Origin of the sequence: Nonlabens xylanidelens (assembly GCF_002934445.1) — a bacterium.
Lineage (GTDB): Bacteria > Bacteroidota > Bacteroidia > Flavobacteriales > Flavobacteriaceae > Nonlabens > Nonlabens xylanidelens.
Window position 1 is genome coordinate 1,051,385 of record NZ_PTJE01000001.1, and the last position, 25,973, is coordinate 1,077,357.

Below are 25,973 nucleotides of genomic sequence, written 5' to 3' on the forward strand. Positions count from 1 at the left end.
CGTAAGCGGTTGCAAACTTACATCTTTTTTTACTTGAAAAAAGTTTTTTTCAGGTTTTTTTCAAATTATTTTTAATTTTTAAGTGTTTTGCTTTCTAGTATTTTTTCTAAACTCATTCCTCTAGAACCTTTTATTAATATAACTTGTTCTGTGTCAGTGTTTAAGTCTGTTTTTTCTAGAAAATTAGTAAGGTCTTCAAATTGTATGGCTGATTTGACTTCTGATTTGAAAAAGTTTTCCCCTATTAGATAAACGTCATTTATTTTTAGTTTCTGCGTAAGAGATGCAATGTTTTGATGTTCTTCTGCGGCATATGCGCCTAACTCGAACATGTCGCCTAAAATGGCTATTTTATTAGTGTAGTTTTGGGAGGCTAAATTTTCTAATGCAACCTTCATGCTACTTGGGTTTGCATTATAGGCGTCTAATATGATTTTAGTTTTATTCTTTATGATGATTTGAGATCTGTTGTTTTTGGGAGCGTAGTTTTCTATGCCTGAAACAATCTGTTCTGTTTGCATTTCCATTAGTTTCCCTACTGTGTAAGCAAACAGCGCGTTGTGATAATTGTACACACCTGTTAATTGTGTTTTGATTAAATTACCTTCTGCGATAAATTGTATATAAGGAGTGTTTGAATGAATGCTGGTGTTCGATGGAGTGAAAAATTGATTCATTCCTACGGTTCTAACTATCTGTTCAGGATCCCATTTGCTTACAATAACTTTTCCGTTGGTTTCTTTCAGGTAGTTATATAGTTCGCTTTTACTATTTTTTACACCTTCTATACTACCAAACCCTTCTAGATGGGCTTTTCCATAATTTGTTATAAGTCCTATATTAGGTTGAGCTATATCGCATAATGCAGCGATTTCTTTTGGGTGATTTGCGCCCAATTCTACTATTCCTATTTGTAGACTAGAGTCAAAGGAGAGGAGTGTTAGTGGAACGCCAATGTGATTGTTTAAGTTTCCTTTAGTTCCTTTTACTTTGAATTGATTTGCCAATACTGATAGTATAAGTTCCTTAGTGGTGGTTTTGCCGTTGCTTCCGGTGAGAGCAATAATGGGAATGTTAAGTTGGTTTCTATGAAAGGTGGCCAGTTCCTGTAGTGTTGTAAGGGTGTTTTTCACAACGGTTACTTTGGGGTTTGTCGACCATTTAGTGTCGCTGCTTATTGCATGAATGGCGCCATTGTTTAACGCTTGTTCTATATATTGATTGCCATCAAAATTATCTCCTGTAAGAGCAAAGAATAATTGATCTTTTTCTATGCTACGAGTGTCTGTATTCACTCCGTTGGATTTTAAGAAGATTTGATGAAGTTGTTCTAACATTTAGTTTCAATTTAGGGTATTAAAAAAGCCCTTAAAAATAAGGGCTTCTTTGTAAATATGAAAGGTCTCGATTTATTAGTTACGAGGTCTTTTAGTTTTCTTTGCTTTAGAACCTACTCTAGACATTGCACAACGGAAACCTAAGTCATCTTTAGCCATATCTTGTGGGTATGATCTTCTAGCCGCTGGATCTAACCAGTATGCTCTATCTCTCCATGATCCACCTTTAATAACTCTTACTTCGTTATTGATTAGTGAAGTTCTGTTAGCATCCTTGTCGTATTGACGATCTAGGTTACCTAACGAATCTGCAGTTACACTGTGATTAGGAGAATTGTACATTCTGTTATTTTCATCATCAAGACGATCTTTTTTATCAAAGTATTTAGTTGATTGAGCATCACCATCACGGAAGTCACGGTTATCACTTCTATCAAAGTTAGTTCTTAGATAAGTCTCATTATCATCTATAGCTTCTTGTTGGATTTCACCTGGCAATGCACGAGCTATAACTTTACCATTACTAAGTGTGTCATAAGGAATAGAGTCTGCGCTTACAATTGCAATCATTCCATCTGCACCTATTTTGTTTCTTGTGTAAACGTTACCACGGTAATAGTTAAAGTCGTTAAACTCGTCATCTACCATAGGACGATAAACATCAGCAACCCATTCAGAAACATTACCTGCCATTTCATAAACACCAAAATCGTTAGGCTCATAAAACTTAACAGGAGCTGTGATATCTGCACCATCATCACTCCATCCAGCTATACCACCGTAATCACCATCACCTTGCTTAAAGTTAGCCATGTGGTCACCACGAGTTTTGCGTTTTCCGCTTCTAGTGTATTGTCCATCCCAAGGGTATTTCTTTCTACCACGGTATGCGTTATACTCACGTACACTTCCTAAACCTAGAGCAGCATATTCCCACTCAGCTTCAGTAGGTAGTCTATAACCTGGTAAAATAACACCATCTTTTCTTGTCACATATAAGCCACTTGCTTCACCAGTACCATCACCTTGTTTAGCTGCTTTTGCTGTTTTTTGCTTTTCTAATTGTTCAGATCTTTTTCCACCTTTTGTCTTTTCTTCGTCACCACCATAAGTTAGAGTCGGAGCGTTCAAATAAGTTTCAGTACTAAATGTTGCACCAGCCTCTTGATTTGCTAGAGCGTCTTTAGACGTATAGCCTTGCTCATTAAGAATTAATTCGTTTACACGATCAGTTCTCCAGTTAGCATATTCTACAGACTGTATCCATGTTACACCTACTACAGGGTAGTTTTGGTAAGCTGGGTGACGTAAGTAGTTTTTAGTCATTTCTTCATTATAACCTAAGCGATTTCTCCATACTAATGTATCAGGAACTGCGCCGTTATAAATGTTACGGTATTCTTCATCTTCTGGTGGGAAGACAGCTTTGATGTATTCTAACATCTCAAGGTACATACCATTAGTAACTTCAGTTTCATCAATGTAAAAAGATTGAACATGCTGTTGATTAGGAGTGTTGTTCCAATCATGCATAGGGTCATCTTTAACACGACCCATCGTGAATGTTCCACCTTCTACAAAGACAAGACCAGGTCCTGTATCTTGTTCTTTATATTTTGTGTTAAGTTCAAATCCGTTTTTACCGGTGACGTCCCAACCGGTTCCACGAGATGTGGATGTGTAGTCGTTTCCACCACCACCACAACTCACTATCGCCATTCCGGCGAAGAGAGTAAAGACTGCTTTTACTGCAAAGTACTTCTTCATTTTAAGAATTTGTTTTGAAAAATGAGTCGCAATATAATTATTTCAATCTAATACGAAAGCATTAATTCGTATAATTCGCGTTACATTTGTCGTTCAAGCATATTAAACGACGACGAATTGCGATTATTATGCGTTATCTTAAAATTTTGTGAATATTTTTAAATACTAATTCATATTAACAGCCGTTAGTGTATCGATGAAGCATTTTTTCTACTTAATAATTTTACTTCTTAATGCTAGCGCGCTTGCTCAAAGTGGTCGAGAGGTAATTGATTGGAAGGATTTGGAATCCTTTGATATCGGTGATCAGCAAATTAAAGTTCCGTATTTTAGAGAAAACCATAGTTTTGATGGACGAGATTTATTTTGGATTAAAAGTTTTCAAATAAATCAAAAAGTTGATGAATTCTCTGTTGAAATAACAAATTTGAAGACAGAGACGATAAGAGTAACAGATCTTGGACAGTTAAATCCATCACAAATTTCTAATGGGTTTCAATATTCTTTAAGAAATGCGCTTTCGCGAAAGCGTAACTATGCTCAATTAAAAATAACACCAATTTTTAAGGATGGAAATCAGTATAAGAAGGTAGTTTCTTTTAACTACAGCTATTCTTATGCGCCGGCGCAATTTCAGGTTAAAAACGCAAGCTTTAGTAATTCTATTTTAGCATCTGGAAATTGGTACAGATTTAAGGTAGAGAGAACTGGTGTAAATAGAATAAGCAGGTCTTTCTTATCTAATTTAGGTATAGATGTTAATTCTATCGACCCTGCTAGAATTAAGGTTTATGGTCAGGGAGGTACATCGTTGCCTTTAGTTAATAGTGATGATCAATTATTTGATGCTCCTGAGGTTGCTATTACCGTTACAGGTGGTGAAGATGGTAGGTTTGATAATGGAGATGAGATCTTGTTTTACGGAATTGCTACAAATACAGATTACGTTAGTGAAAACGATAGTTTTATTAATCCTTATACAGATGAGTCTTTTTATTATCTAACGGTAGATGGGGCTATTGGTAAGCGTATTTTACCATTTGTGCAACCCAGTGCTGTACCGGCTATTACTTATGATTATTATTATGCTAGGCAACACCATGAGGTGGATCTTGTAAATATAGCCTCTATAGGTCGTGTATGGTATGGTGAGCGTTTTGATTTTGAACCAGACCAAGTTTTTGAATTTGAGTTTGAAAATGTACGAAGTACTTTACCTGCCGTAGTGAGAATAGCCACTGGAGCAGTGTCAGATAATGACACAAGTATGAGCTTTAGTTTAAATGATGTAGTTCTTGGTACTTCTTCGTTAAGTGGTGTGGCAGGGCAAAACATACGCGCTGCGGCTAGGGCAACTCTACTAGTGTCTAATGCTAGTATTAGTTCTGATATGGTTTCTGTTAATGTGTCTTATGATAATTCTGGAAACCCTGGAGCGTCTGGTTATTTGGACTATATAAGTTTAGAGATACCTCAGAGTTTAACCGGTAAAAACGAACAATTTAGATTTGATGTACCTAATGCTGCGTCTCAAAGTGGTGTGGTAGAATATCAATTCTCTAATGCATCTCAAATAAGTGAGGTATGGGATATAACTGATGTTAATAATGTACGTAAGGTTACTAACAATTTGCAAGACGCTACTTTTTCTTTTACTGATAATGGTGGGCAAACTAAAGAGTATCTAGCGGTTGACTCTTCAGATTTTTACAATGTGGTGAGTGTAAGGAATAGTACTGTTGTAAATCAGAATTTAAAAGGGACTATTTTTAATGACCGATCAGGTAATTTTAGAGATATAGATTATTTAATTATTACGGCAGAGTTTTTACAGTCAGAAGCACAAAGACTTGCAAATTACCATATCACCGAGAGTAATCTCAATACTAAAGTGGTGACTTTGCAAGAGATTTATAACGAGTTTTCTGAGGGTAGACAAGATTTAAGTGCTATTAGGAATTTTGTGAGGTATGTTTATGATAATGCATCTTCACCAGCAAATAGGGTGCAGTTTGTAAATTTATTTGGTGATGCGAGTTATGACTATAAGGATAGATTAAGGATAAGAGATAATATCGTGCCGTCTTATCTTTCTTTAGAGAGTACTTCATTAACGGCTTCTTTTTGTACAGATGATTTTTTTGCTTTCATGGATAATGGTGAGGGGACAGTCGCTGCAAATAATCTCATGGATATAGCTGTGGGGCGCATGATAGTGAGTGATATTCAAGAAGCTAGAGAGATGGTGGATAAGGTGATCAGTTATACTGCAGAGCCTGCTTTTAATAAATGGAGAAATAATATCGCGTTGATAGGTGATGATGTGGATATTCTTTCTGATAGAATATTGCAAGAAAATGTGAATGATCTAGGTGATGAGATATTTTTAAACAGACCTGATTATAACGTAAATAAAATATTGTTAGATAGTTATGAGCAATTTAGTACGGCTGGTGGACCTAAATATCCAGATGCTGTTAATGATATAAGAGATGCTTTTGAACAGGGTTCTTTGGTTATAAATTATTTTGGTCATGGAAATGAAGATGGGCTCGCAAGAGAGTTTATTATAACTCAATCGCTTGTTCAGAACTTGCGTAATCCTAATACATTACCGTTGTTTATTTCGGTAACATGTGAATTTACACGATTTGATAATCCGTTGCGTGTTAGTGGTGGTGAGTTAACTTACCTGAATCCAGAAGGTGGAGCTATCGCTTCAGTGGCAACTAACCGTTTGATTTTTGTTAATGTAGGTGCTGGTTTTAATAATATATTAGATCAGTACATTTTTGGTTATGATAATGTTGAGCCAGTTTCGATGGCTGAAGCGTTACGACTAGCAAAAACAGATCCTAGTTTTCAATCTACTTCCACTCGTAGAGTTATTACTTTTATAGGAGATCCGGCATTAAAATTAGCTTTTCCTCAGCCTCGTGTAGTTCTTAATACTGTTAATGGAAATCCTATTGCGACAAATACAGATGTGTTACAGGCTTTAGATCGTGTTTCTTTAGGTGGAGAGGTGCAAACGATTCCTGGAAATCGTATCAACGATTATAACGGTACTCTTTATGTGACTGTATTTGATAAAAATATAAGCAGAGAAACTTTGGCAAACGACAATACCAGAGATACAGCAGTGGCTGGTGATCCTATTATAGTCTTGCCTTTTGATCAATTAGGTGAAGCTCTTTTTAGAGGTCAGGCTACTATTACAAACGGAGAATTTGAGTTTGATTTTATCATGCCTAGAGATACACAGATACCAGTAGGTGCTGGACGAGTTTCTTTTTATGCAAAAAGAGATAACGTACCAGAAGATCAAAATGGATATTCTCAAGATATTCAAATAGGTGGTATTAATCGCAATGCACCTGCAGACGATTTAGGTCCTGAGGTGGAGTTGTTTATGAATGACACTAATTTTGTTTCTGGTGGTGTTACGGATAGTGATCCGTTTTTACTTGCTTTTTTAAGTGATGATAATGGAATTAATACTTCTAGTGGTATAGGGCATGACATTACTGGTATTCTAGACGGTGATGAAACAAATCCATTTATCTTAAATGATTACTATGAGGCAGATGAAGATGATTTTACTCAAGGGAAGGTATATTTTCCTCTTAGGGATATAGAGCCAGGACTACATACTTTAAAAGTTACCGCATGGGATACGTATAACAATAGTTCTATGAATGAGATTCAGTTTGTAGTGTCAGAATCTGATGGTGTAGAGTTAACTAGAGTGTTAAATTATCCTAACCCTTTTAGTACATATACTGAGTTTTGGTTCAATCATAACAGGCCTTTTGAGCCGTTAGATGTCCAGGTACAAGTGATGACTGTAAGTGGTAAAGTAGTCTGGAGTAAAAATCAAAACATCACAACCACAGGGTTCACATCTAGAGAAATCACTTGGGATGGAAGAGATGATTTTGGCCAGCGATTAGGGAAAGGAGTTTATATTTATAAGATAACCGTAAAATCTACGTTAACTAATAAATCTGCGAGTAAAGTAGAAAAGCTCGTGATTTTATAATAAGATTGATTAACATATATTTGTCACCGCATAAATTTTATTGATGAAGAAAATATTTTTACTTTTCGTAGTAGTAACATTTGCAATACCTAGTGTAAGTAATGCTCAGGATAATGATACTCGAGTAATTACAACGGCACTCCCTTTTTTAAGAATTGCTGGAGATCCTAGAGCTGCTGGTATGGGAGATATGGGTGTAGCTACTAGTCCAGACGCATGGTCGCAACAATGGAATCCTGCAAAATATGCCTTCAGTACGAGGCAGCATAAATTTGGTGTAGCTTATACTCCTTACTTAGGTAATTTAGTAGATGATATCGCAATTGCTCAATTAGTGTATTCAAATAGAATCAATGAGCAAAGTGCTTTTGCTGGTAGTTTAAGATATTTTTCTTTGGGATCTATAACACTGCGACAAGATGCTGCAGACCCAGGTAGAGAAGAAAGTCCAAATGAGTTTGTTCTTGATGGTACTTATTCTTTGAAATTGAGTGAGCAGTTTGCTATGGCGGTAACAGGTCGTTTTTTAAGGTCTGATTTACGTATTCAAGGAGTAGATAGCGACGCTAGTGCGGCAAATAGTTTTGCCGTAGATGTTTCTGGATATTACCAGTCAGAAGAAGAAGCTTATAATGATTTCAATGGTAGATGGAGAGCCGGATTTAATATCTCTAACATTGGTCCTAAGATTACTTATGATGCTGGTGGGCAAGAAAATTTTATTCCTACTAACTTAGCTTTAGGTGGTGGATTTGACTTTATCCTTAACGATGGTTTTAGTAAGATAGGTGTAACTGCCGAGGTGAATAAACTTTTAGTCCCTACGCCACCGATTTTAGACGATACTACTGGTGAGATCATAGAAGGTGAAGATGATGATGTAACTTTTATTTCAGGTATTTTTCAATCATTTGGTGATGCGCCAGGTGGTATAAGTGAAGAGCTTAGAGAATTTACTTGGGCTTTAGGTGCAGAGTATACCTATAATGATGCTTTTGCTCTACGTGCAGGATATTTTAATGAAGCAGATGATAAGGGAGCTAGACAGTTTCTTTCATTAGGGGCAGGTTTTGAATTCTCTCAGATCAACATTGACTTATCTTATTTATTTTCTACAAGTAGGGTAAATAGTCCACTAGAAGGGACATTAAGATTTGGACTTACTTTTAACTTCGGTGACGAATACACAGAATACTAGACTATCAAAAAATTAGAACTACACACTACCCTCGAGGTATACGATAATATAGAAGAGCTTGCTGCACCAGATCATTCACTTATGGATCTGGCTATAGAGGCACGTCACCGTGCATATGCGCCTTACTCAAATTTCACAGTAGGTTGTGCATTGTTATTAGAAAACGGTGAGATAATAACAGGTAATAATCAGGAGAATGCTGCTTATCCGTCAGGATTGTGTGCAGAGCGTGTTGCTATATTTGCGGCAGGATCTCAATACCCTGGTGTTGCTGTTTTAAAAATGGCTATTACAGCTAGTCCCAAAGACGATTCTTTTCATAAACCAGTGCCGCCTTGTGGCGCATGCAGGCAGTCTATAGCTGAGTATGAGAATAATCAAGAAAACGATATAGAGCTATATTTTATGGGAGCTGCTGGCAAGGTTTTAAAGTCAGATTCCTTGAGTGATTTATTGCCGCTCGTGTTCGATAAGAATTATCTATAACGATTGCGTACAATTTTAACCCATAAATAGGTTTTTCCTTACCTTTTTTTCGTCTATTTTTGTTCTGCAGCTTGAGCAAAAGTTAGGAAAGGATCTTTATATTTGATCTTTGTTCCGCTTTCGCGAAAGCGGACCACTTAACATATAATTACATGAAAAAAGTCACTAAAGACGTCTTACTGAACTGGTACGAGGAAATGCTTTTCTGGAGAAAGTTTGAGGACAAATTAGCTCAGGTTTATATCCAACAAAAAGTTCGTGGATTTTTGCACCTATACAATGGTCAAGAAGCAATTCTTGCAGGAGCACTACACGCAATGGATCTTACAAAGGATAAAATGATTACCGCATACCGTAATCACGTACAACCTATAGGAATGGGTGTAGACCCTAAAAGAGTAATGGCAGAGCTTTATGGTAAAGCAACTGGTACTTCTCAAGGACTAGGTGGTTCTATGCATATTTTTTCTAAAGAACACCGTTTCTATGGTGGTCACGGTATCGTAGGAGGGCAAATACCTCTTGGTGCTGGTATCGCATTCGGTGATAAGTTTCACGGTGTTAACGCTGTTACACTTACCTTTTTTGGTGATGGTGCTGCACGTCAGGGTTCTTTGCACGAAGCGTTTAACCTTGCTATGTTATGGAATTTACCAGTAGTATTTTGTGTAGAAAATAATGGTTATGCTATGGGTACAAGTGTTGCTCGTACTGCAAACCATACAGATATATGGAAACTAGGTCTAGGTTATGAAATGCCTTGTGGACCAGTAGATGCCATGGATCCAGAAAAAGTTGCCGAGGCTATGTCTGAAGCAATTGAAAGAGCTCGCTCTGGTGGTGGACCAACTTTCTTAGAATTAAAAACATATCGTTACAGAGGTCACTCTATGAGTGATGCTCAAAAATATAGAACTAAAGACGAGGTGGCTGAATATCAAAAAATTGATCCTATCACGCAAGTGAAGGATAGATTGATGAGCGATCACAACATGTCTGAAGATCACTTTAAAGATGTTGCAAAACGTGTAAAAGAACGTGTTGCAGAATGTGAGAAGTTTGCAGAAGAGTCACCGTTCCCAGAACAAAGTGTGATGTATGACGCTGTATATGAACAAGAAGATTATCCATTTTTACCAGCAAAATCATAAGTTATGGCAGAGATAGTTAACATGCCACGTTTAAGTGACACCATGGAAGAAGGTGTTGTAGCTGCGTGGTTGAAGAAAGTAGGTGATAAGGTGGAAGAAGGAGATATCCTTGCAGAAATTGAAACTGATAAAGCTACCATGGAATTTGAATCATTCCAAAACGGTACGTTACTACATATAGGTGTTCAAGAAGGAGAAACTGCTCCTGTTGATCAATTGCTATGTATTATAGGAGAAGAAGGTGAAGATATTTCTAGTTTGCTAGAAGGTGGATCAGGTTCTGAAACTAGTGATGAAACTACTGCAGATGCTGATTCAAAAGAAGAAGCGTCTTCAGATGATCAAGAAGAAGCTAGTGCGAGTTCTGATATTCCTGATGGTGTTGTTATTGTTAACATGCCACGTCTTAGTGATACTATGGAAGAAGGTACTGTAGCGTCATGGTTAAAACAAGAAGGAGATTCTGTTGAAGAAGGTGATATCCTTGCAGAAATCGAAACCGATAAGGCAACGATGGAATTTGAATCTTTTAACAGTGGTACACTTCTTAAGATAGGTATTCAAGAAGGAGAAACTGCAAAGGTAGATACGCTATTAGCTATCATAGGCCCTGCAGGAACTGATGTTTCAGGAATAAGTGCAAGTAAAACTGCTGCTCCTAAAAAAGAAGAAAAGAAAGAAGAAAAGAAAGAAGAGCCGAAGAAAGAAGCTCCAAAGTCAGAGCCTAAGAAAGTAGAGGCTAAAAAAGAAGCCGCTCCTGTAGCATCTTCTTCTAACAAGTCTTCTAACGCTGCTGCAACCGGTGGACGTATTTTTGCATCTCCACTTGCAAAGAAAATGGCCGAAGAAAAAGGAATCGACTTAAGTCAGGTTTCTGGATCTGGAGAAAATGGACGTATTGTAAAAAGTGATATAGAGAGTTTTACACCTAGTGCTGCAGCTGCATCATCTGGTAGTTCCTTTGTATCTGTAGGAACAGAAACTTTTGAAGAGGTTCCTAATTCTCAAATGAGAAAAACAATTGCAAAACGCTTAGGTCAGTCTAAGTTTACAGCGCCTCATTATTATCTTACTATCGATCTAGATATGGATAATGCTATCGCTAGTAGAAAAGCAATTAATCAATTACCTGATACTAAAATTAGCTTTAACGATATGGTAATTAAAGCGGCAGCGATGGCGTTAAGATTACATCCTAAAGTGAATACACAATGGACAGATAAAAATACTGTTATCGCAAAGCACATCCATGTAGGTGTAGCAGTTGCTGTAGATGACGGTCTTCTTGTGCCAGTTTTACCATTTGCAGACCAGATGAGTATGCAACAAATAGGTGGTAAGGTAAGAGAACTTGCTGGTAAAGCACGTAGTAAGAAGTTACAACCTAAAGAAATGGAAGGAAGTACATTTACTATTTCTAACCTTGGTATGTTCGGTATTACAGAGTTTACTTCTATTATTAACCAGCCTAACAGTGCTATTATGTCTGTAGGTGCTATTGTTCAAAAACCAGTTGTAAAAGACGGTCAGATAGTAGTAGGTAATGTGATGAAGATTACACTTGCTTGTGATCATAGAACTGTAGATGGAGCAACAGGTGCTGCATTCTTACAAACATTCCAGTCTTATATCGAGAACCCAATTGTTATGTACATGTAATCCATAAGATTCATAAATTATTATTCAAAAGCCAAATCGTAAGATTTGGCTTTTTTAATTACACTTATTAATTGTTTTAGGACTATCCAGATCTGCTCTCTACTCTTTAACTAAATAACTATCTTTACTTCAACTAAAAAACAGTCATGAAAAAAATAATATTTCTACTCTCTACCGCAGCGATTCTAGCATCATGTAGTTCTTCAAAAAAAATAGACTCTGTCTCAAGGGCTATGGAGAATGTTGAGAAGATCAACGAGCTTAAATTTCCAAAAGCAAACGCTATTCAAATAGCTCAAGATGTGGCTTTCCTTGCTAGTGACGATTTAAAAGGTCGTGATACAGGGTCAGAAGGTATTGAAAAAGCGGCAGCTTATCTTTCAGAACGTTTTCAAGAGTTAGGTATCGCATCCTATAAAGGGTCTTACTTAGATAACTTTGATGCAAAAGGTAAAAAAGCCTTTAACGTACTAGCCATGATTCCAGGATCTGATAAAGCATTGAAAGATGAAGTGGTAGTAATAGGTGCTCATTACGATCATATAGGTATGTTGCAAGCCGTTGCTGGAGATAGTATAGCAAATGGTGCAAACGATAACGCAACCGGTACAGCATCTGTTCTTGCTCTAGCGACTAATTTTAAGGAACTTGATTTTAATAGAAGAACCGTAGTTTTTGCTTTGTTCTCAGCTGAAGAAAAAGGACTTCTAGGTTCTAAGCACCTTGCAAACCGTATGAAGGAAGAAGGTGTGAATGTAGTCGCGATGCTTAATTTTGAAATGACAGGAACACCTATGGTAAACCGTCCATACATTGCATATTTAACAGGGCATGATGGCTCTAATATGGCAGCTGTTTTTAACGAGGCAAATATCAATCGTGTCGTTACAGGTAAACTAGATCAAGCGGCAAAGTTTAATCTATTTAAAAGATCAGACAACTATCCATTCTTTGAGGCATTTAATGTTCCTTCTCAAACCTTCAGTACATTTGATTTCACAAATTTTGATCATTATCACAAAGTAGGAGACGACACAACAAAGGTAAATACAGACCACATGGCGCAGTTAGTAAATGCGGTGATGCCAGGTGTGTTTAATGTTGTTAATGGTAAGAAATTGAAATTAACACAAGCAACAAATGAGTAAAAGAATAATAATTACAGGAACTAGTCGCGGTATAGGCTTTGAGCTTACTCAATTACTTTCTAATGCTGGACATGAGGTGATAGCACTTTCGCGAAAGATTGCTTCCATTCAAGCTCTTGAGCGTAATACAGTTCTCGCTATCGCAACAGATTTAAGTGACCAGTCTAGTATAGATCATGCAGCAAATGAAATTCTGAAAAAATGGGATCGCATAGATGTGGTTATTCATAACGCAGGTATGTTGGTTAATAAGCCTTTTGAGCAATTAACAGCTCAAGACTTTCAGCAATGTTATGCGGTAAATGTTTTTGGAGTAGCAGCATTAACACAGGCTTTAATGCCGGCTATGAACAACGATTCACATGTAATCGCTATAAGTTCTATGGGAGGTATTCAAGGAAGTGCAAAATTCCCTGGACTAGCAGCATACTCTAGTGCAAAAGCAGCTGTAATCACCCTTTTTGAGCTCTTAGCAGAAGAATATAAAGAAACCGGACCATCATTCAATACACTTGCTTTAGGAGCCGTACAAACTGAGATGCTAGAAGAAGCTTTTCCAGGATATAAAGCACCATTAACGGCTACAGAAATGGCATCTTATATCATGAACTTTGCCTTAACTGGTAATAAATTTTATAATGGTAAAGTTTTAGAAGTTAGTTCTAGTACTCCTTAAAGAAATATCGATCAACGATTGCAGATTAACGATATCAGATTTTTGATTTTTTAGATGTCAGTTCGAGCGGCAGTCGGGAACGATTATTACCCAGTTTCAATTTGATATTTAATTGGAGGTGTTGAATTTCAAATCTTTGGGAAATGGAAACCAAAGCGCTACCTTAACTTATAAGGTTTTTCCCGATAGCAAATAGCCTAATATTATTATGTCGAACTCACGTTATTTATGAATTTACTAACGCAATGGCATTACCTTCCTGATAATGGCTGTTGTAATGAATGTGTCAAACCAGAGATGTGGAAAGTTGCACTTCTTATCGACTCCATAGTCGAGATTGGATTGTTATACAGCTTTGTTATTAGAAAATATCTTGATAAAAAATGATGGTGAAGAACGTAATTTTAGACACTCAATTATAAATTATGCATTTTGTCAAATTGACCATGTTATTGTTACAGTTGTCACCTCATAAAACAACCAGTAGACTTCCAGGTAGACCGATGGAAGGCTACTGGCATGTTTACGTTGGGATTGTGATTTTTATTCTGGGTTTTGCTATTTATGGAAGGTGGAAAATGAAGCAATTTAAAAAGAAAAGTGATTCTGATGATAATTGATTTAATCTCTTTTGTATTCTATATTTCATGTCCTACTTTGATCTGTAAGGTTTCGCCAATAAAAAAAGAGCTAGAAATTAGATGAAATATTAGAACGGCAACCTAAAAGGTTTTCATCACTAACAACCGATTTATATAACGAACTTACGATTTAGCCGTTTTCTATTTTTGTGGGAATTTATACGTGTGAAAATCAAGAAAAGGTATCATCAAATTTCTCATAAAGTGTGGAAATTCAATAAACCATTTTCACTACTCCGCAATAACTCTAATTTTTCCTTTTACGACTTCAGCAAGTTCACGAGCAGCGACTATATCATCTGCGACTATAGTCACATGTCCCATTTTTCTAAATGGTCTAGTTTCTTTTTTACCATAGATATGAGGTGTTACACCTGGCATGGCAAGAATATCTTCTATACCATCGTAGATTACATTACCAGTATGACCTTCTTCTCCTACTAGATTTACCATTACGCTTGCAACTGTACTGTCTGTAGCGCCTAGAGGTAAATTGCAAACGGATCTTACATGTTGCTCAAATTGGTCTGTAATAGATCCTTCTATAGTGTGGTGTCCAGAATTATGTGGTCTTGGTGCTACTTCATTAACTAGTAGCTCGCCAGACTTAGTAAGAAACATTTCTACTGCAAGTAAGCCTACATGTTCATAAGCTTCAGAAACTTCTAAAGCAAGTTCTCTCGCACGGTCAGAAATATCCATGTTAATACGTGCTGGACATATGACATATTCCACCTGATTTGCCTCAGGATGGAACTCCATCTCTACTACTGGGTATGTTTTCATCTCTCCGTTTGCATTACGAGCAACGATTACAGCTAGTTCTAGATCAAAATCGACCATATCTTCATAAATACACTCTACTTGAGGTAAGTCTTCTAGGTCACTAGCTTGTCGTATTACTTTGACACCTTTTCCATCATAACCACCTTCAGCACTTTTCCATATAAAAGGATAATTTCTTTGGTGTTCTAGATTAGGTTGAGAGTATACCTCAAAGGCTGCAGTCGCGATGCTTTTATCTAGGTAAAAAGATTTTTGTCGCGCTTTATTCCTTATAAGATTAAGAACTTTGGCGCTAGGAGAAACAGCTATTCCTTTATCTTCTAGATCTTGAAGCGCTTGCACGTTTACGTTTTCTATTTCTACAGTAAGAACATCTACCTGTTCACCAAATTCCATTACAGATTCATAATCCATAATATCTCCTTCAAAATAAACGTCACAGCCTTGAAAAGCCGGTGCCGTATCGTCCTTATCCATCACATAAGTGTTGATGTCCCATTTTCTAGTAGTGTAAAGCATCATTTTGCCTAGTTGTCCACCGCCTAAAATACCTAATGTAAAACCTGAAGAGAATTGTGTCTGTTTCATGTTTCAAAAATAAGTGGTTAAATTGAAACCTAACTTGAAATAGAAACAGAATTATATATATTTAAACCGATTAGTTTATCAGTCTAATAACCACCGCTAACAGATACTGTCAACTGCTTACTAAATAGTATCTTTGCAAAAAATGAACTATAGTGATTAAGATCCACGATCTTTATTTTAAATCCTTTTTGAGCGCACAAGAAATAGCTGCTGCTGTAGATAATCTTGCGTCTCAAATCAACAAAGATTTATCAAATAAAAAGCCCGTATTTTTAGGAATATTAAATGGTAGTTACATGGTCCTTGCCGACTTGACTCGTAAATTTAATCATGAATGTGAGATAAGTTTCTTGCGTGCAAAAAGTTACGACGGTACTAGTTCTACTGGTGTCGTAGAGTTTGGTAACGAGCTAGATGTAGATCTAGCAGGTAGGACAGTTGTTATCGTAGAGGATATAGTAGATAGTGGTCTGACGGTAGAGAAGCTTTCGCGAAAGCTAGCCGAACACAATCCTCTAGAGATTAAAATAGCAACGCTCTTTTTTAAACCAGAAGTGTATGATCGAGAGTTGAAAATCGATTATATAGGGCAGGAAATAGAAAATAAATTTGTCGTGGGATACGGCATGGATTATAATAATTTAGGGCGCAATTTGCCCGAACTTTACGTACAAACTCAACGCATGAAAAATATCGTTTTATTCGGCCCTCCAGGAGCAGGAAAAGGAACTCAAGCAACTCGTCTAAAAGACAAATATGGTTTAATTCATATTTCTACAGGAGATGTTTTTAGATACAATATTAAAAACGGTACTGAATTAGGGACGCTGGCAAAGTCGTTTATGGATAAAGGAAACCTAGTGCCGGATGAGGTAACTATTAAGATGCTTAAGGCCGAGGTGGAAAAAACACCAGATGCTGCAGGTTTTATTTTTGATGGTTTTCCTAGAACAGATGCACAAGCAACGGCGCTAGACGAATTATTATCTCAAAAAAATACAGAGATAGCTGGAATGGTTGCTCTAGAAGTAGATGATGAAGCTCTAGTAGAACGTCTTCTAGAAAGAGGTAAAGCCAGCGGTCGCCCAGATGATGCTAATGAAGGTGTGATAAGAGATCGTATCTCGGTTTATTACAAGCAAACTGCACCGTTAAAAGATTTTTATGAAGCGCAAGGTAAATATTACGGCGTGGATGGAGTAGGATCTATGGATGCTATTACAGAGCGTTTAAGTGTAGAGTTTGATAAACTTTAAAAAGTAACAAGTAGAAACTATCCCCTTCTGGTCTAGGGAAACGGTTTCAAATATTATAAATACTCAGTTAACTATTAACTGAGAACAAAAAATGGTTTTTTAAAAACCGTTTAACTGAACATAGAACTATGACTGAAGGAAATTTTGTCGATTATACAAAGGTAACTGTAGAATCTGGCCGTGGCGGTAAAGGAAGTACTCACTTACACAGGGAAAAATATATAGATAAAGGTGGCCCTGATGGTGGTGATGGTGGTCGTGGTGGTCATATCATACTTAGAGGAAATAAAAATCTATGGACACTTTATCATTTTAAATACAAACGCCACTTTAAGGCTGCTCAAGGTGGTAACGGTGCAAAGCAACGTAGAACTGGGTACGATGGTGAGGATATTATAATAGAATTGCCATTAGGTACCGTTATTAGAGATACAGAAACTGGTCTTGTGGTACATGAGATTCTAGAAGATGGTGCCGATTTTATTCTTTGTGAAGGTGGAAAAGGTGGTCGTGGTAACTGGCATTTTAAAACCTCTACCAGACAGACACCTCGTTATGCGCAGACAGGAATGGATGGTACATCTCTAGATGTAACTTTTGAACTTAAAATTCTTGCAGACGTAGGTCTGGTTGGATTTCCTAATGCAGGTAAATCTACATTACTTTCTGTTCTTACAGCAGCAAAACCTAAAATAGCTAACTACGAGTTTACTACTTTAAAGCCTAATCTAGGTATTGTAGAATACCGTGATTATAAAACTTTTGTAATAGCAGATATTCCTGGTATTATAGAAGGCGCTGCAGAAGGAAAGGGAATAGGTCACCGTTTTTTAAGACACATTGAGCGTAACTCTACCTTACTATTTCTTGTTCCTGCAGACTCTGACGATATAAGTGCAGAGTATGACATTCTAGTAAATGAGTTGAGAAAGTACAACCCAGAGATGCTAGACAAAGAACGTTTTGTAGTGATCTCAAAAGCCGACATGCTGGACGAAGAGTTGATGGAGCAAATGAGAGAAGAGCTAGATAATGAAGGAGCTTTTAATGGAGCGCCTTATATGTTTATATCTTCTATTTCACAGCATAATTTAACACAGTTAAAAGATCGTCTATGGGCGATGTTGAACGAGTAGATTGCAATTTCCTAATCTTGAAAATAGTTAAAAATGATTAAACAGTTTATTCTTACAGTAATCTTATTGACCTGTACATTAAGTACAGCGCAAGATTTTTTAGGAACATGGAGTTTTAACCGTGTGGATCGTGAGGCTATTGATGATGGTGTCTTGAGTGCTGAAGAACTAGAAAAACGAATTAGCACCGTTTCAAACATGTTTGCTTCTTATAAATTAGTTTTTAAAGAAGACGGTACTTATGTAAATAAGTTCATGGGAAAAGAGACAGAGGCTACTTACATTAAAGAAGGTAATACGCTACAACTAGAAGAAGGTTCTCTAGAGATATTATCTGAAAAAGAAGCTCGTTATTCTTTAAGGAATATGCGCTTTTATTTGATAAAAGGCGATGTTACAGCGGTAAAAACTTATACATATTTAAAAGAAACCAGCTATAAAAACGAGACGATAAACGAAGAGTTGCTTCTAGGTAAATGGAAGGTAGAAGAAGTAAGAGTTGTTAATGAGTCTGAAGGTGCAGAGATGTTTGAAATGGTGGGGTTAATGATAACGCTTCATTTTAAAACTAGTGAAGAGGTAGAGCTAGGGGTAAGTGGATTCGGTACTACTCAAAAGTTTAAAATTAATCATGATAATAACGACCTAGTAGGTACTTCAAATTCTGGTGATGAAAAGATTGTATATAGAATTCATCAAGTAAGTGATAATTTTATGATAGTCTCACAAATAGAAGATGAGATTTTATTATACATGGTCAGAGACAACTAGATAGTATTTAAATACTATCATAAAAGCCTGAATCTTTTAAAGATTCAGGCTTTTAGCTTTTTGGTATACTAAATTTTATAGCTCAAATTACTTAGCATATTTCACCATTGCTCAGTTGTAAACGTGCTAAATAAAACTAAGATGAGTTAATTAGTTATCATTCATTCATTCATTCATTCATTCATTCATTGCCACCGTACGATGATTATTTATGAGCGATGTTTTTTATTTATACAGTAAATAGTTCTTTCTAATTTCTTGATAATCTTCTAGTCCTTTCTCCCAGGTTGCTGTTATTTCTTGTGCGGTCATGCCTTTCTCGATCTGTGCTTGCAATGTTTTTGTTCCTGCTAGCTTAGTAAAAAATGAGTTGAAGAAGTTTTGTTTTGATGGCGCTTTCGCGAAAGCGTCTACCAAAAATTCTAAGTTTAAATGATCTAGCTTTTTATAATCTCTAAGATCTACACCGTAGCATTTCTTCCCGTTAAATTTAGGTCTTTTGGCACCTACATTAGGCGTAGGTGTAAAGTCAAAGTCTGTGTATTTTACCAGTGATGGAGAACCGTAAACTTGAAATTGCATCTCTGTACCACGGCCTACACTTACATCTGTACCTTCAAAGAAGCAAAGACTAGGATATAGATTTATAGCCTGGTCATTAGGTAGGTTAGGAGATGGTTTTATAGGTATGCTATACGAAGAGTCGTGTGTGTAGTTTTTACATTCAATGATCTCTAGGTTTGCTACTAGATTATTTTCTAGCCAGTTTTCTCCGTTAATCATGAGGGCGTATTCTCCTATAGTCATACCGTGAATGACGGGAACAGGATGCATACCTACAAAGCTCTGATGCTCTTGCTCAAGAATGGGACCGTCTATATAATGACCGTTAGGATTAGGTCTGTCTAGAACAATCAATTTTTTGTCGTACTGTGCGCAGGCCTCCATGACATAATGTAGCGTAGAGATGTAAGTATAAAAACGTGCGCCTACGTCTTGTATGTCAAAAAGGACAACGTCTACGTCTTCTAATTGTTTTTTATAAGGCTTTTTATTTTTACCGTATAAAGAAATAATAGGCAGCCCAGTTTGTGAGTCGATACCGTCTTTAATCGTCGCGCCAGCGTCTGCAGTGCCTCTAAAGCCATGCTCTGGTGCAAATACTCTTTTAATGTCTATGCCATGTGCTAAAAGAGTGTCTACAAGATGTGTGTAACGTAGTTTTTCTTTAGTTTTCCATTCTTTAGAAATAATGGTGTCTTGCGTTTTTACAACACTGGTTTGATTACCTACTATGGCAACTCTTTTACCTTTTAGTTTTTCTATCCAATCGCCTAACAAATAAGCCGCAGGTATGGGATCGTTGTTATTTGCGTCTACTAGAAGCTGTTCATTGCGATTATCTTGGAGAATGATTTCTTCTTCAATAGGAGATGTAGGTGTATTATTACCATTGATCTTAGAATTACAAGAAGTTATTCCTATGACCATAGCGATTATGGTATATTTGAATATAGAAGGAGAAAAAGTGAATCTAGAGTATTTCATTGCTAAAAGGGTACAAAGTAGTACAAGTTATAAAAATAGCGTAAGTGCGCCGATAATAAAAATTGCGATAGCAGCAATTGCCATAGGTATTATTGTGATGCTTATTGCTATTGCCACTGGTGTAGGCCTACAGAAAAAAATAAAAGAGAAGGTAAGTGCCTTTAATGGACATGTAAGTATTTCGTTATATGATCGCAATAATTCTGTAACGACGGTAAAACCTATCTCAAAAGAACAAGATTTTTATCCTGACTTTGCAAATGTGCCAGCGGTAACACATATACAGGCTATCGCAACTAAAGGAGGTATGATACGAACAGCAACTGACTTTGAAGGAATCATACTTAAAGGAGTTGGTACAGATTACAACTGGCAGTATCTTCAAGATTTTCTAATAGAAGGTGAGTTGCCCGAATTAAATAAGGAGGACACTTCTTTTGATGTATTAATTTCTGATGATATTGCTGCGCGTTTACAACTTAATGTAGGAGACCAAGCGAGTACTTATTTTATGAAAGCAAATGGTCAGGAGCCTATAGCTAGATTTTTTACTGTTTCTGGGATTTATGATAGCGGTCTAGAAGAATATGACTCTAAATTTATAGTAGGTGATATTAAACACATACAACGTATCAATAAATGGGATGAGAGTCAAGTAGGGAAGTTTGAAGTTTTTATTAATGATTTTGATCAGCTAGATGAAATAGGTAGAAACATACAGTTAAATACACCGTCAGAATTAAATGCCAAAACTATAGAACAAGAGCTACCTGCTATATTTCAATGGCTCGCTTTGTTAGATGGTAATATTTTTGGAATTATAGGTATTATTCTTATTGTAGGTATAATCAACATGATAACCGCATTATTAGTACTGATTCTAGACCGTACTAATATGATAGGTGTTTTAAAGTCGCTAGGCGCGTCTAACTGGACGGTGCGTAAAATATTTCTTTACAATGCAATGAATTTAGTTTTCAAAGGTCTTGTGATAGGGAATGTCATAGGTCTAGGTTTGATAGGAATTCAGTACTTTTTCAGCCCGTTAACGCTAGATCCACAATCGTATCATGTTACCGAGATGCCTGTTTATATATCGTGGTGGCATGTTATAGCCTTAAATCTAGGAACCTTTGTAGTGTGTTTGCTAGCCTTGATTATCCCTACTTTTATAGTGAGTAAAATAAGTCCGGTTAAGGCAATGAGGTTTGAGTAGGTTAAATGGTAAATGATTAATGATGATAAATTTTGAATTGAAAACGTTTTTTATTACCATATTTTTTTAATGATAGTTTCTTGTAAAGAAAAATCGATATGTGAAATAAGCTCTAAGAGTAAAAATAGTTTGAATTACAGTTTAGAGGAAGCAGCATGTTGGGTAACTCTTGAATTGAATCTTGAAAAGATAGATGTGTCTCAAATTAAAAGGGCAATAAACTTTGAACAAGAATTGATTTACCAGAGTATGCTTATTAAAAATATTGATCTTAAAATTAATCATAGCCGAAAGCCTTAAAGATAGAAAAAATAGTTGAAGAAGCTTTAAAGGATTCTATCATCAATCTATCAAAAGAACAACTTTTTGAGGTCTATAAATCTGAACTAAACTATATAGAATTTATCGGACTAGGAAAGTAATTTTACCTTCTACCATCCTTTAGAAGTCTTTCCAGCCTCTAACTTATCCTCAATATAATCTGGTAGTTGATAAAAGAAATCAGTTCCTGTTAACTCTTCTATTTTATCTACACTAGTGATAAATTCATAAATAGATTTATTAGTCTTTTCATGTGGCATTAAAAAAGCAACCATTTTACCACCATTAGAGTCATTGCGATATAGGATTTTATAATACTGTTCTGGTACAGATACATCTTCAGAACCTATTGACTTTAAATCGTCTTTTAGGACAGATCCTGTGATCACATAAACCTCATCATAGCGCTTTGCATAATACCTAGTCTTTTGCTCTAGTGTGTTCCATATACCGGCATTAAAGGCATGTTCTTGTGGACTTATGTTAGAAGTAAGAAAAGTCTCGTCATGAGCAGCTTTAGTAGATTTTCTATCTCCAGCAGGAACGAGGTGGCCTTTATCATAACCACTTTTTTTATAATTGCGCCAATGAGCAGCCTTGGTTTTTACTTTGTCATCTACCTCAAAGTAAGGTCTTTTGTAATTGTTATTAGTTATGTCGCTTGCTCTTAAAACATGCGCTGTCCACTCTGCCTGCTCATGTTCTTCGTTATAAGATAGACTGTAAGTATGGTGGTTTACAATTTGATTATTAGAACGAGGTAAGAAATCTTTTAATGCTAGTGATTTAATACCATCACCATCTACATCACGATTTAGAAATTCATCTTGCGATAGGTTATCTTCAGAATATGCTTCGTTTTCTTTATTTTGATAGGTGTAATAAACAGCAGCACATGCCAGTATTATAATAGGGTAAATGTATTTTCTCATCTAACTAGTTTTTACGTCCAGTGCATCTCTTAAAGCATTTCCTAAAAGCATAAAAGCCATTACTAAGGTCATGATAGCAATCCCTGGAACGATTGCAAGATACGCCTTGTCTAGGATTATGTATTGATAATGATCTTTAATCATACTGCCCCAACTAGGCATAGGTGGTTGTGCGCCTAGACCTAGAAAGCTAAGTCCGCTTTCTATGAGGATGGATGCAGCAAAATTTGCTGCACTAATCACGATTACAGGCGCCATAATATTAGGTAGAATATGTTTTGTTATAATTCTAAAATTGTTAAATCCTAAAGCTTTGGCAGCAGTAACGTATTGATATTCTTTGGCGACTATTATCTGACCACGTACCACACGTGCCACTTCTACCCACATCGTTAGACCTACGGCTATAAAGACAGTGAGAAATCCTTTTCCTAAAGCTATACTTATAGCAATTACCATAAGAAGTGTAGGAATGGACCAAGTAACATTGATTAACCACATGATAGCAGCGTCTATTTTGCCACCATAATAACCTGCGACGGCTCCTAAAAATATTCCAATAAATAAGGAAATAAAAACCGTTACAAATCCTATAGAAATACTGACTCTAGTCCCTATCATCATACGGCTCAAAAGGTCACGACCATATTTATCTGTACCTAGAAGAAATGTTTTTTTAGAGGTATAGCTTTCGCGAAAGCGAGACAAATCCATTTTATCTCCTAACTTTAAAGGCACTTCTATAAAAGGCAATAGGTTGCCATCTACATCATAAGGACGGTAATAGAAATTACCATCTTTGAAATCAAGATCTGAATAAGGGATTTCTTCAATGGTGGATGTTTTACCATTCCACCAGTCCCAAAAACTAGATTCTGTTTGTACAGATGGAAGTTGTAGAAGGTTTACCGTAAAACCTGGAGGCTGTGAATGGATGGAAATATGCATTTGATTTGCATACTGCGTGTCGTCTGGTGCGAGTACATATGCAAATAATGCGATGATGGCATAAAATAGAATAACTATAAAACTCAAAACGCCCCAGAAGTTTTTTTTGAACTTCTGGAGCGCGATAGAGCTTAATGATGTTGATTTATGAGACATTAATTCTTAACGCTCCATTTAGTCTTGTTATCATTTTTAATATTGTTCATGCGTAAATCTTTAAGAACATTTACAGCCTCAGAAACATAGACATCTTTCTTAAGATTTTTCATCCATGCTTCACGTTTATCTTTAAGAGCACTATCATTTAAAGTTAGTGTCTTCTCATAAGTTAGCATATCAAATTCTAAGTTGTTTTTATAATCAGCTAAAGAGTCAAATTGCTCTGTTTCTTTTTCTAGCCTATCTAGGCGCTCGCTATATTCTGTGAAATTTAACGGAATGTCATTGTTATCACGTTGCTCGCTCAACCATTTTGCGTTGTCATCGATCAGCTTAAATGTAGGGTTGTTATTTATTCTTTCTTGTGCCTTTTGAATAGATTCTGCAAGATTAGAATAGCCTGTAAATTTATTATAATCTGCTTTGGCGATTTCATCATAAGGAAGTGGGAATTCTTCATCACGTTCTCCTACATCAATATAACTATATCTACCTGGAGTTACCACGTCACTTTTTACACCTTCTAGTTGTGTGCTACCACCATTAATTCTATAGAATTTTTGAGTAGTTAATTTTACAGCACCTAGATCACCATATTCATTATTACGTACCCACTGGTTAAGGTCTTCAAAATTTTGAACTGTTCCTTTACCGAAGGTTTGCTTACTACCTATTATCACAGCACGCTCATAATCTTGTAAAGCAGCGGCTAGTATTTCACTTGCACTTGCGCTAAACTCGTTTACCATAATCACTAGCGGGCCTTCCCAAAGAACCTCACCACTATCGCTGTCTCTAAGAGTTCTTGTTCTTTTATCTTTTAAAGCTACTTGCACTACAGGACCTTCATCTACAAAAAGTCCAGCCATTTCTACTACTTCTCTTAAAGAACCGCCACCGTTATTACGTAGGTCTAATATAAGACCGTCCATACCTTCAGTTTTTAATCTTTTAATTTCCTGTGCGATATCGTTTCCTGATGCACGTCCATTAGGATCGTCAAAATCAAAATAGAATTTAGGTAGATTAATGAAACCAAATCTAAAGCCTTCATCTTTTCCTATTACAGATTTTGCAAACGTTTCTTCTATTTGAACAACATCTCTTATTAACGTGATGTCCTCTATAGAGCCATCCACTCTTTTAAGAGTTAAGATTACCTTACTACCTTTAGGGCCTTTTATAAGTTCTACTGCATCGCTTATTCTCATACCTACTATAGAGGTAGCAGTAGTATCTTTTTCTTGTGCTACTTTAAGAATTTTATCACCTACCTCGATCAATTCACTTTTCCATGCTGGTCCACCAGAGATAATCTCAATTACACTTATGTAATCCATTTTCTTTTGAAGGCGTGCACCTATTCCTTCTAACTTACCACTCATTGAAGTATCAAAACGATCTTTGTTTTGAGGTGGGAAATAGTTAGTATGTGGATCAAAATGAGCAGTTATAGAATTTACAAATAAAGAGAAATAGTCCAGACGTTGTACATCGTCATTATTGTCAAAATTCTCTAACATCGATTTTTTGATCTCTGCTCTTGTTTCTTTTTCTAGATCAACAAGACTCTTTTGCTCAGATGTAGGATCTTCTTCTAGAGCTTCCTTTTGCTCTTCAACTTTATCATAATACGTACCTAGAGCTGTTAGTTTTAGTAACTTTCTCCATCTATCTTTTAATTCGGCTTTGTTTTTTGCATAGGGAGCCTTTTCATAATCGGTATCCATACGCTCATCAACTGTAAAGTCAAATGGCGTTTCTATTAAATCTGCAAAAATCTTTTCTGATTCTTCCTGACGTTTTAAAAGACGCTCGTAGGTTAGATTAAATAAATCTACCTTACTATCACGTATTTGATCATCGATTAAATACTCATATGCCTGAAATTCTTTGTAATCACTTTCTAAAAAATATCTCCTTGCAGGATCTAAATCATTGATGTAATTGTCAAAAATTTCTTTTGAGAATTGATCGGTAAGATCTGCTGGTGAAAAGTGATTTCTTTTCAAGACGTGTGAAATTAAATTCACTAATAATTGCTCTTTTTCTTTGTCTCCAGGGTCTATAGTATTATTAGTAAAACTACAGCTAGCCGTTGCCACAAGTAATGTGAGTATCGCTAGTATAAAATTATTTTTAAGGAAATTCATAAGGATCTTCATTTGTCTCTTTCTACACATGTAAAAACCATGCCAATTTAAGAT

General features: G+C 36.2%; 19 protein-coding genes. 12 read left to right on the top strand and 7 right to left on the bottom strand.

Annotated features, from left to right (window positions below; translation table 11 throughout):
- Positions 1-71 precede the first annotated feature (71 nt).
- Both LY01_RS04725 and gldJ read right to left on the bottom strand, forming a co-directional pair.
- Positions 72-1,337 (bottom strand): UDP-N-acetylmuramoyl-tripeptide--D-alanyl-D-alanine ligase, encoded by a 1,266-nt coding sequence (locus LY01_RS04725; RefSeq protein ID WP_104514632.1) that lies wholly within the window; start codon positions 1,335-1,337, stop codon positions 72-74.
- Between the two features lie 75 nt (positions 1,338-1,412).
- A complete protein-coding gene (gene gldJ / locus LY01_RS04730) occupies positions 1,413-3,104 on the bottom strand; it encodes a gliding motility lipoprotein GldJ (RefSeq protein ID WP_104514633.1) in 1,692 nt (563 codons plus the stop codon).
- 196 nt (positions 3,105-3,300) lie between these two features.
- On the opposite strand from gldJ, the gene porU reads away from it, so the two are divergent.
- From porU to LY01_RS14985, 8 genes are all read left to right on the top strand, one after another.
- Positions 3,301-7,146, top strand: coding sequence for a type IX secretion system sortase PorU (gene porU / locus LY01_RS04735; protein ID WP_104514634.1), 3,846 nt, complete (start codon positions 3,301-3,303; stop codon positions 7,144-7,146).
- 43 nt (positions 7,147-7,189) lie between these two features.
- Positions 7,190-8,344, top strand: coding sequence for a type IX secretion system outer membrane channel protein PorV (gene porV / locus LY01_RS04740; RefSeq protein ID WP_104514635.1), 1,155 nt, complete (start codon positions 7,190-7,192; stop codon positions 8,342-8,344).
- A gap of 3 nt (positions 8,345-8,347) precedes the next feature.
- Positions 8,348-8,830 (top strand): cytidine deaminase, encoded by a 483-nt coding sequence (cdd, locus tag LY01_RS04745; protein ID WP_104514636.1) that lies wholly within the window; start codon positions 8,348-8,350, stop codon positions 8,828-8,830.
- 152 nt (positions 8,831-8,982) lie between these two features.
- The gene (gene pdhA, locus LY01_RS04750; protein ID WP_104514637.1) at positions 8,983-9,981 is read left to right on the top strand and encodes a pyruvate dehydrogenase (acetyl-transferring) E1 component subunit alpha; all 999 of its coding nucleotides are present in this window, start codon (positions 8,983-8,985) and stop codon (positions 9,979-9,981) included.
- Positions 9,982-9,984: 3 nt separating this feature from the next.
- A complete protein-coding gene (locus LY01_RS04755; RefSeq protein ID WP_104514638.1) occupies positions 9,985-11,640 on the top strand; it encodes a pyruvate dehydrogenase complex dihydrolipoamide acetyltransferase in 1,656 nt (551 codons plus the stop codon).
- A 146-nt stretch (positions 11,641-11,786) separates the two neighbouring features.
- On the top strand, positions 11,787-12,788 hold the full coding sequence (locus LY01_RS04760) for a M20/M25/M40 family metallo-hydrolase (protein WP_104514639.1): 1,002 nt from the start codon (positions 11,787-11,789) through the stop codon (positions 12,786-12,788).
- Positions 12,781-13,464 carry an SDR family NAD(P)-dependent oxidoreductase gene (locus LY01_RS04765; protein WP_104514640.1) on the top strand — a complete coding sequence of 228 codons (684 nt, stop codon included), beginning with the start codon at positions 12,781-12,783 and terminating at the stop codon, positions 13,462-13,464. Before LY01_RS04760 ends, LY01_RS04765 begins: the two co-directional genes overlap by 8 nt.
- 425 nt (positions 13,465-13,889) lie before the next feature.
- On the top strand, positions 13,890-14,084 hold the full coding sequence (locus LY01_RS14985) for a hypothetical protein (RefSeq protein ID WP_146080366.1): 195 nt from the start codon (positions 13,890-13,892) through the stop codon (positions 14,082-14,084).
- Between the two features lie 252 nt (positions 14,085-14,336).
- Here the strand turns inward: LY01_RS14985 and purK are convergent, their stop codons facing one another.
- Positions 14,337-15,479 carry a 5-(carboxyamino)imidazole ribonucleotide synthase gene (gene purK, locus LY01_RS04770; protein ID WP_104514641.1) on the bottom strand — a complete coding sequence of 381 codons (1,143 nt, stop codon included), beginning with the start codon at positions 15,477-15,479 and terminating at the stop codon, positions 14,337-14,339.
- Between the two features lie 152 nt (positions 15,480-15,631).
- Between purK and LY01_RS04775 the strand changes: the two genes are divergently transcribed.
- From LY01_RS04775 to LY01_RS04785, 3 genes are all read left to right on the top strand, one after another.
- The gene (locus LY01_RS04775) at positions 15,632-16,735 is read left to right on the top strand and encodes an adenylate kinase (protein WP_104514642.1); all 1,104 of its coding nucleotides are present in this window, start codon (positions 15,632-15,634) and stop codon (positions 16,733-16,735) included.
- A 128-nt stretch (positions 16,736-16,863) separates the two neighbouring features.
- Complete coding sequence (gene obgE / locus LY01_RS04780; protein ID WP_104514643.1) at positions 16,864-17,871, top strand: GTPase ObgE; 1,008 nt, start codon at positions 16,864-16,866, stop codon at positions 17,869-17,871.
- 33 nt (positions 17,872-17,904) lie between these two features.
- Positions 17,905-18,642 (top strand): hypothetical protein, encoded by a 738-nt coding sequence (locus LY01_RS04785; protein WP_104514644.1) that lies wholly within the window; start codon positions 17,905-17,907, stop codon positions 18,640-18,642.
- Between the two features lie 225 nt (positions 18,643-18,867).
- Here the strand turns inward: LY01_RS04785 and LY01_RS04790 are convergent, their stop codons facing one another.
- Positions 18,868-20,133 (bottom strand): exo-beta-N-acetylmuramidase NamZ family protein, encoded by a 1,266-nt coding sequence (locus tag LY01_RS04790; protein WP_104514645.1) that lies wholly within the window; start codon positions 20,131-20,133, stop codon positions 18,868-18,870.
- A 7-nt stretch (positions 20,134-20,140) separates the two neighbouring features.
- On the opposite strand from LY01_RS04790, the gene LY01_RS04795 reads away from it, so the two are divergent.
- Positions 20,141-21,406, top strand: coding sequence for an ABC transporter permease (locus LY01_RS04795; RefSeq protein ID WP_211289274.1), 1,266 nt, complete (start codon positions 20,141-20,143; stop codon positions 21,404-21,406).
- Positions 21,407-21,837: 431 nt separating this feature from the next.
- Here LY01_RS04795 and LY01_RS04805 read toward each other — a convergent pair whose 3' ends face one another.
- The 3 genes from LY01_RS04805 to LY01_RS04815 are packed head-to-tail and all read right to left on the bottom strand — an operon-like array spanning position 21,838 to position 25,919.
- Positions 21,838-22,659, bottom strand: coding sequence for a DNA/RNA non-specific endonuclease (locus LY01_RS04805; protein WP_104514647.1), 822 nt, complete (start codon positions 22,657-22,659; stop codon positions 21,838-21,840).
- Positions 22,660-23,763 carry an ABC transporter permease gene (locus tag LY01_RS04810; RefSeq protein WP_104514648.1) on the bottom strand — a complete coding sequence of 368 codons (1,104 nt, stop codon included), beginning with the start codon at positions 23,761-23,763 and terminating at the stop codon, positions 22,660-22,662.
- Positions 23,763-25,919, bottom strand: a complete 2,157-nt coding sequence (locus LY01_RS04815; protein WP_104514752.1) for a carboxy terminal-processing peptidase — start codon at positions 25,917-25,919, stop codon at positions 23,763-23,765. Before LY01_RS04815 ends, LY01_RS04810 begins: the two co-directional genes overlap by 1 nt.
- Between the last annotated feature and the right edge of the window lie 54 nt (positions 25,920-25,973).

Bases quoted from the DNA above. Each gene is read 5' to 3' on its own strand.
- LY01_RS04725 (WP_104514632.1), bottom strand. From the start codon at position 1,337: ATGTTAGAACAACTTCATCAAATCTTCTTAAAATCCAACGGAGTGAAT.
- gldJ (WP_104514633.1), bottom strand. From the start codon at position 3,104: ATGAAGAAGTACTTTGCAGTAAAAGCAGTCTTTACTCTCTTCGCCGGA.
- porU (WP_104514634.1), top strand. From the start codon at position 3,301: ATGAAGCATTTTTTCTACTTAATAATTTTACTTCTTAATGCTAGCGCG.
- porV (WP_104514635.1), top strand. From the start codon at position 7,190: ATGAAGAAAATATTTTTACTTTTCGTAGTAGTAACATTTGCAATACCT.
- pdhA (WP_104514637.1), top strand. From the start codon at position 8,983: ATGAAAAAAGTCACTAAAGACGTCTTACTGAACTGGTACGAGGAAATG.
- LY01_RS04755 (WP_104514638.1), top strand. From the start codon at position 9,985: ATGGCAGAGATAGTTAACATGCCACGTTTAAGTGACACCATGGAAGAA.
- LY01_RS04760 (WP_104514639.1), top strand. From the start codon at position 11,787: ATGAAAAAAATAATATTTCTACTCTCTACCGCAGCGATTCTAGCATCA.
- LY01_RS04765 (WP_104514640.1), top strand. From the start codon at position 12,781: ATGAGTAAAAGAATAATAATTACAGGAACTAGTCGCGGTATAGGCTTT.
- LY01_RS14985 (WP_146080366.1), top strand. From the start codon at position 13,890: ATGCATTTTGTCAAATTGACCATGTTATTGTTACAGTTGTCACCTCAT.
- purK (WP_104514641.1), bottom strand. From the start codon at position 15,479: ATGAAACAGACACAATTCTCTTCAGGTTTTACATTAGGTATTTTAGGC.
- obgE (WP_104514643.1), top strand. From the start codon at position 16,864: ATGACTGAAGGAAATTTTGTCGATTATACAAAGGTAACTGTAGAATCT.
- LY01_RS04785 (WP_104514644.1), top strand. From the start codon at position 17,905: ATGATTAAACAGTTTATTCTTACAGTAATCTTATTGACCTGTACATTA.
- LY01_RS04790 (WP_104514645.1), bottom strand. From the start codon at position 20,133: ATGGTCATAGGAATAACTTCTTGTAATTCTAAGATCAATGGTAATAAT.
- LY01_RS04795 (WP_211289274.1), top strand. From the start codon at position 20,141: ATGGTATATTTGAATATAGAAGGAGAAAAAGTGAATCTAGAGTATTTC.
- LY01_RS04805 (WP_104514647.1), bottom strand. From the start codon at position 22,659: ATGAGAAAATACATTTACCCTATTATAATACTGGCATGTGCTGCTGTT.
- LY01_RS04810 (WP_104514648.1), bottom strand. From the start codon at position 23,763: ATGTCTCATAAATCAACATCATTAAGCTCTATCGCGCTCCAGAAGTTC.
- LY01_RS04815 (WP_104514752.1), bottom strand. From the start codon at position 25,919: ATGAATTTCCTTAAAAATAATTTTATACTAGCGATACTCACATTACTT.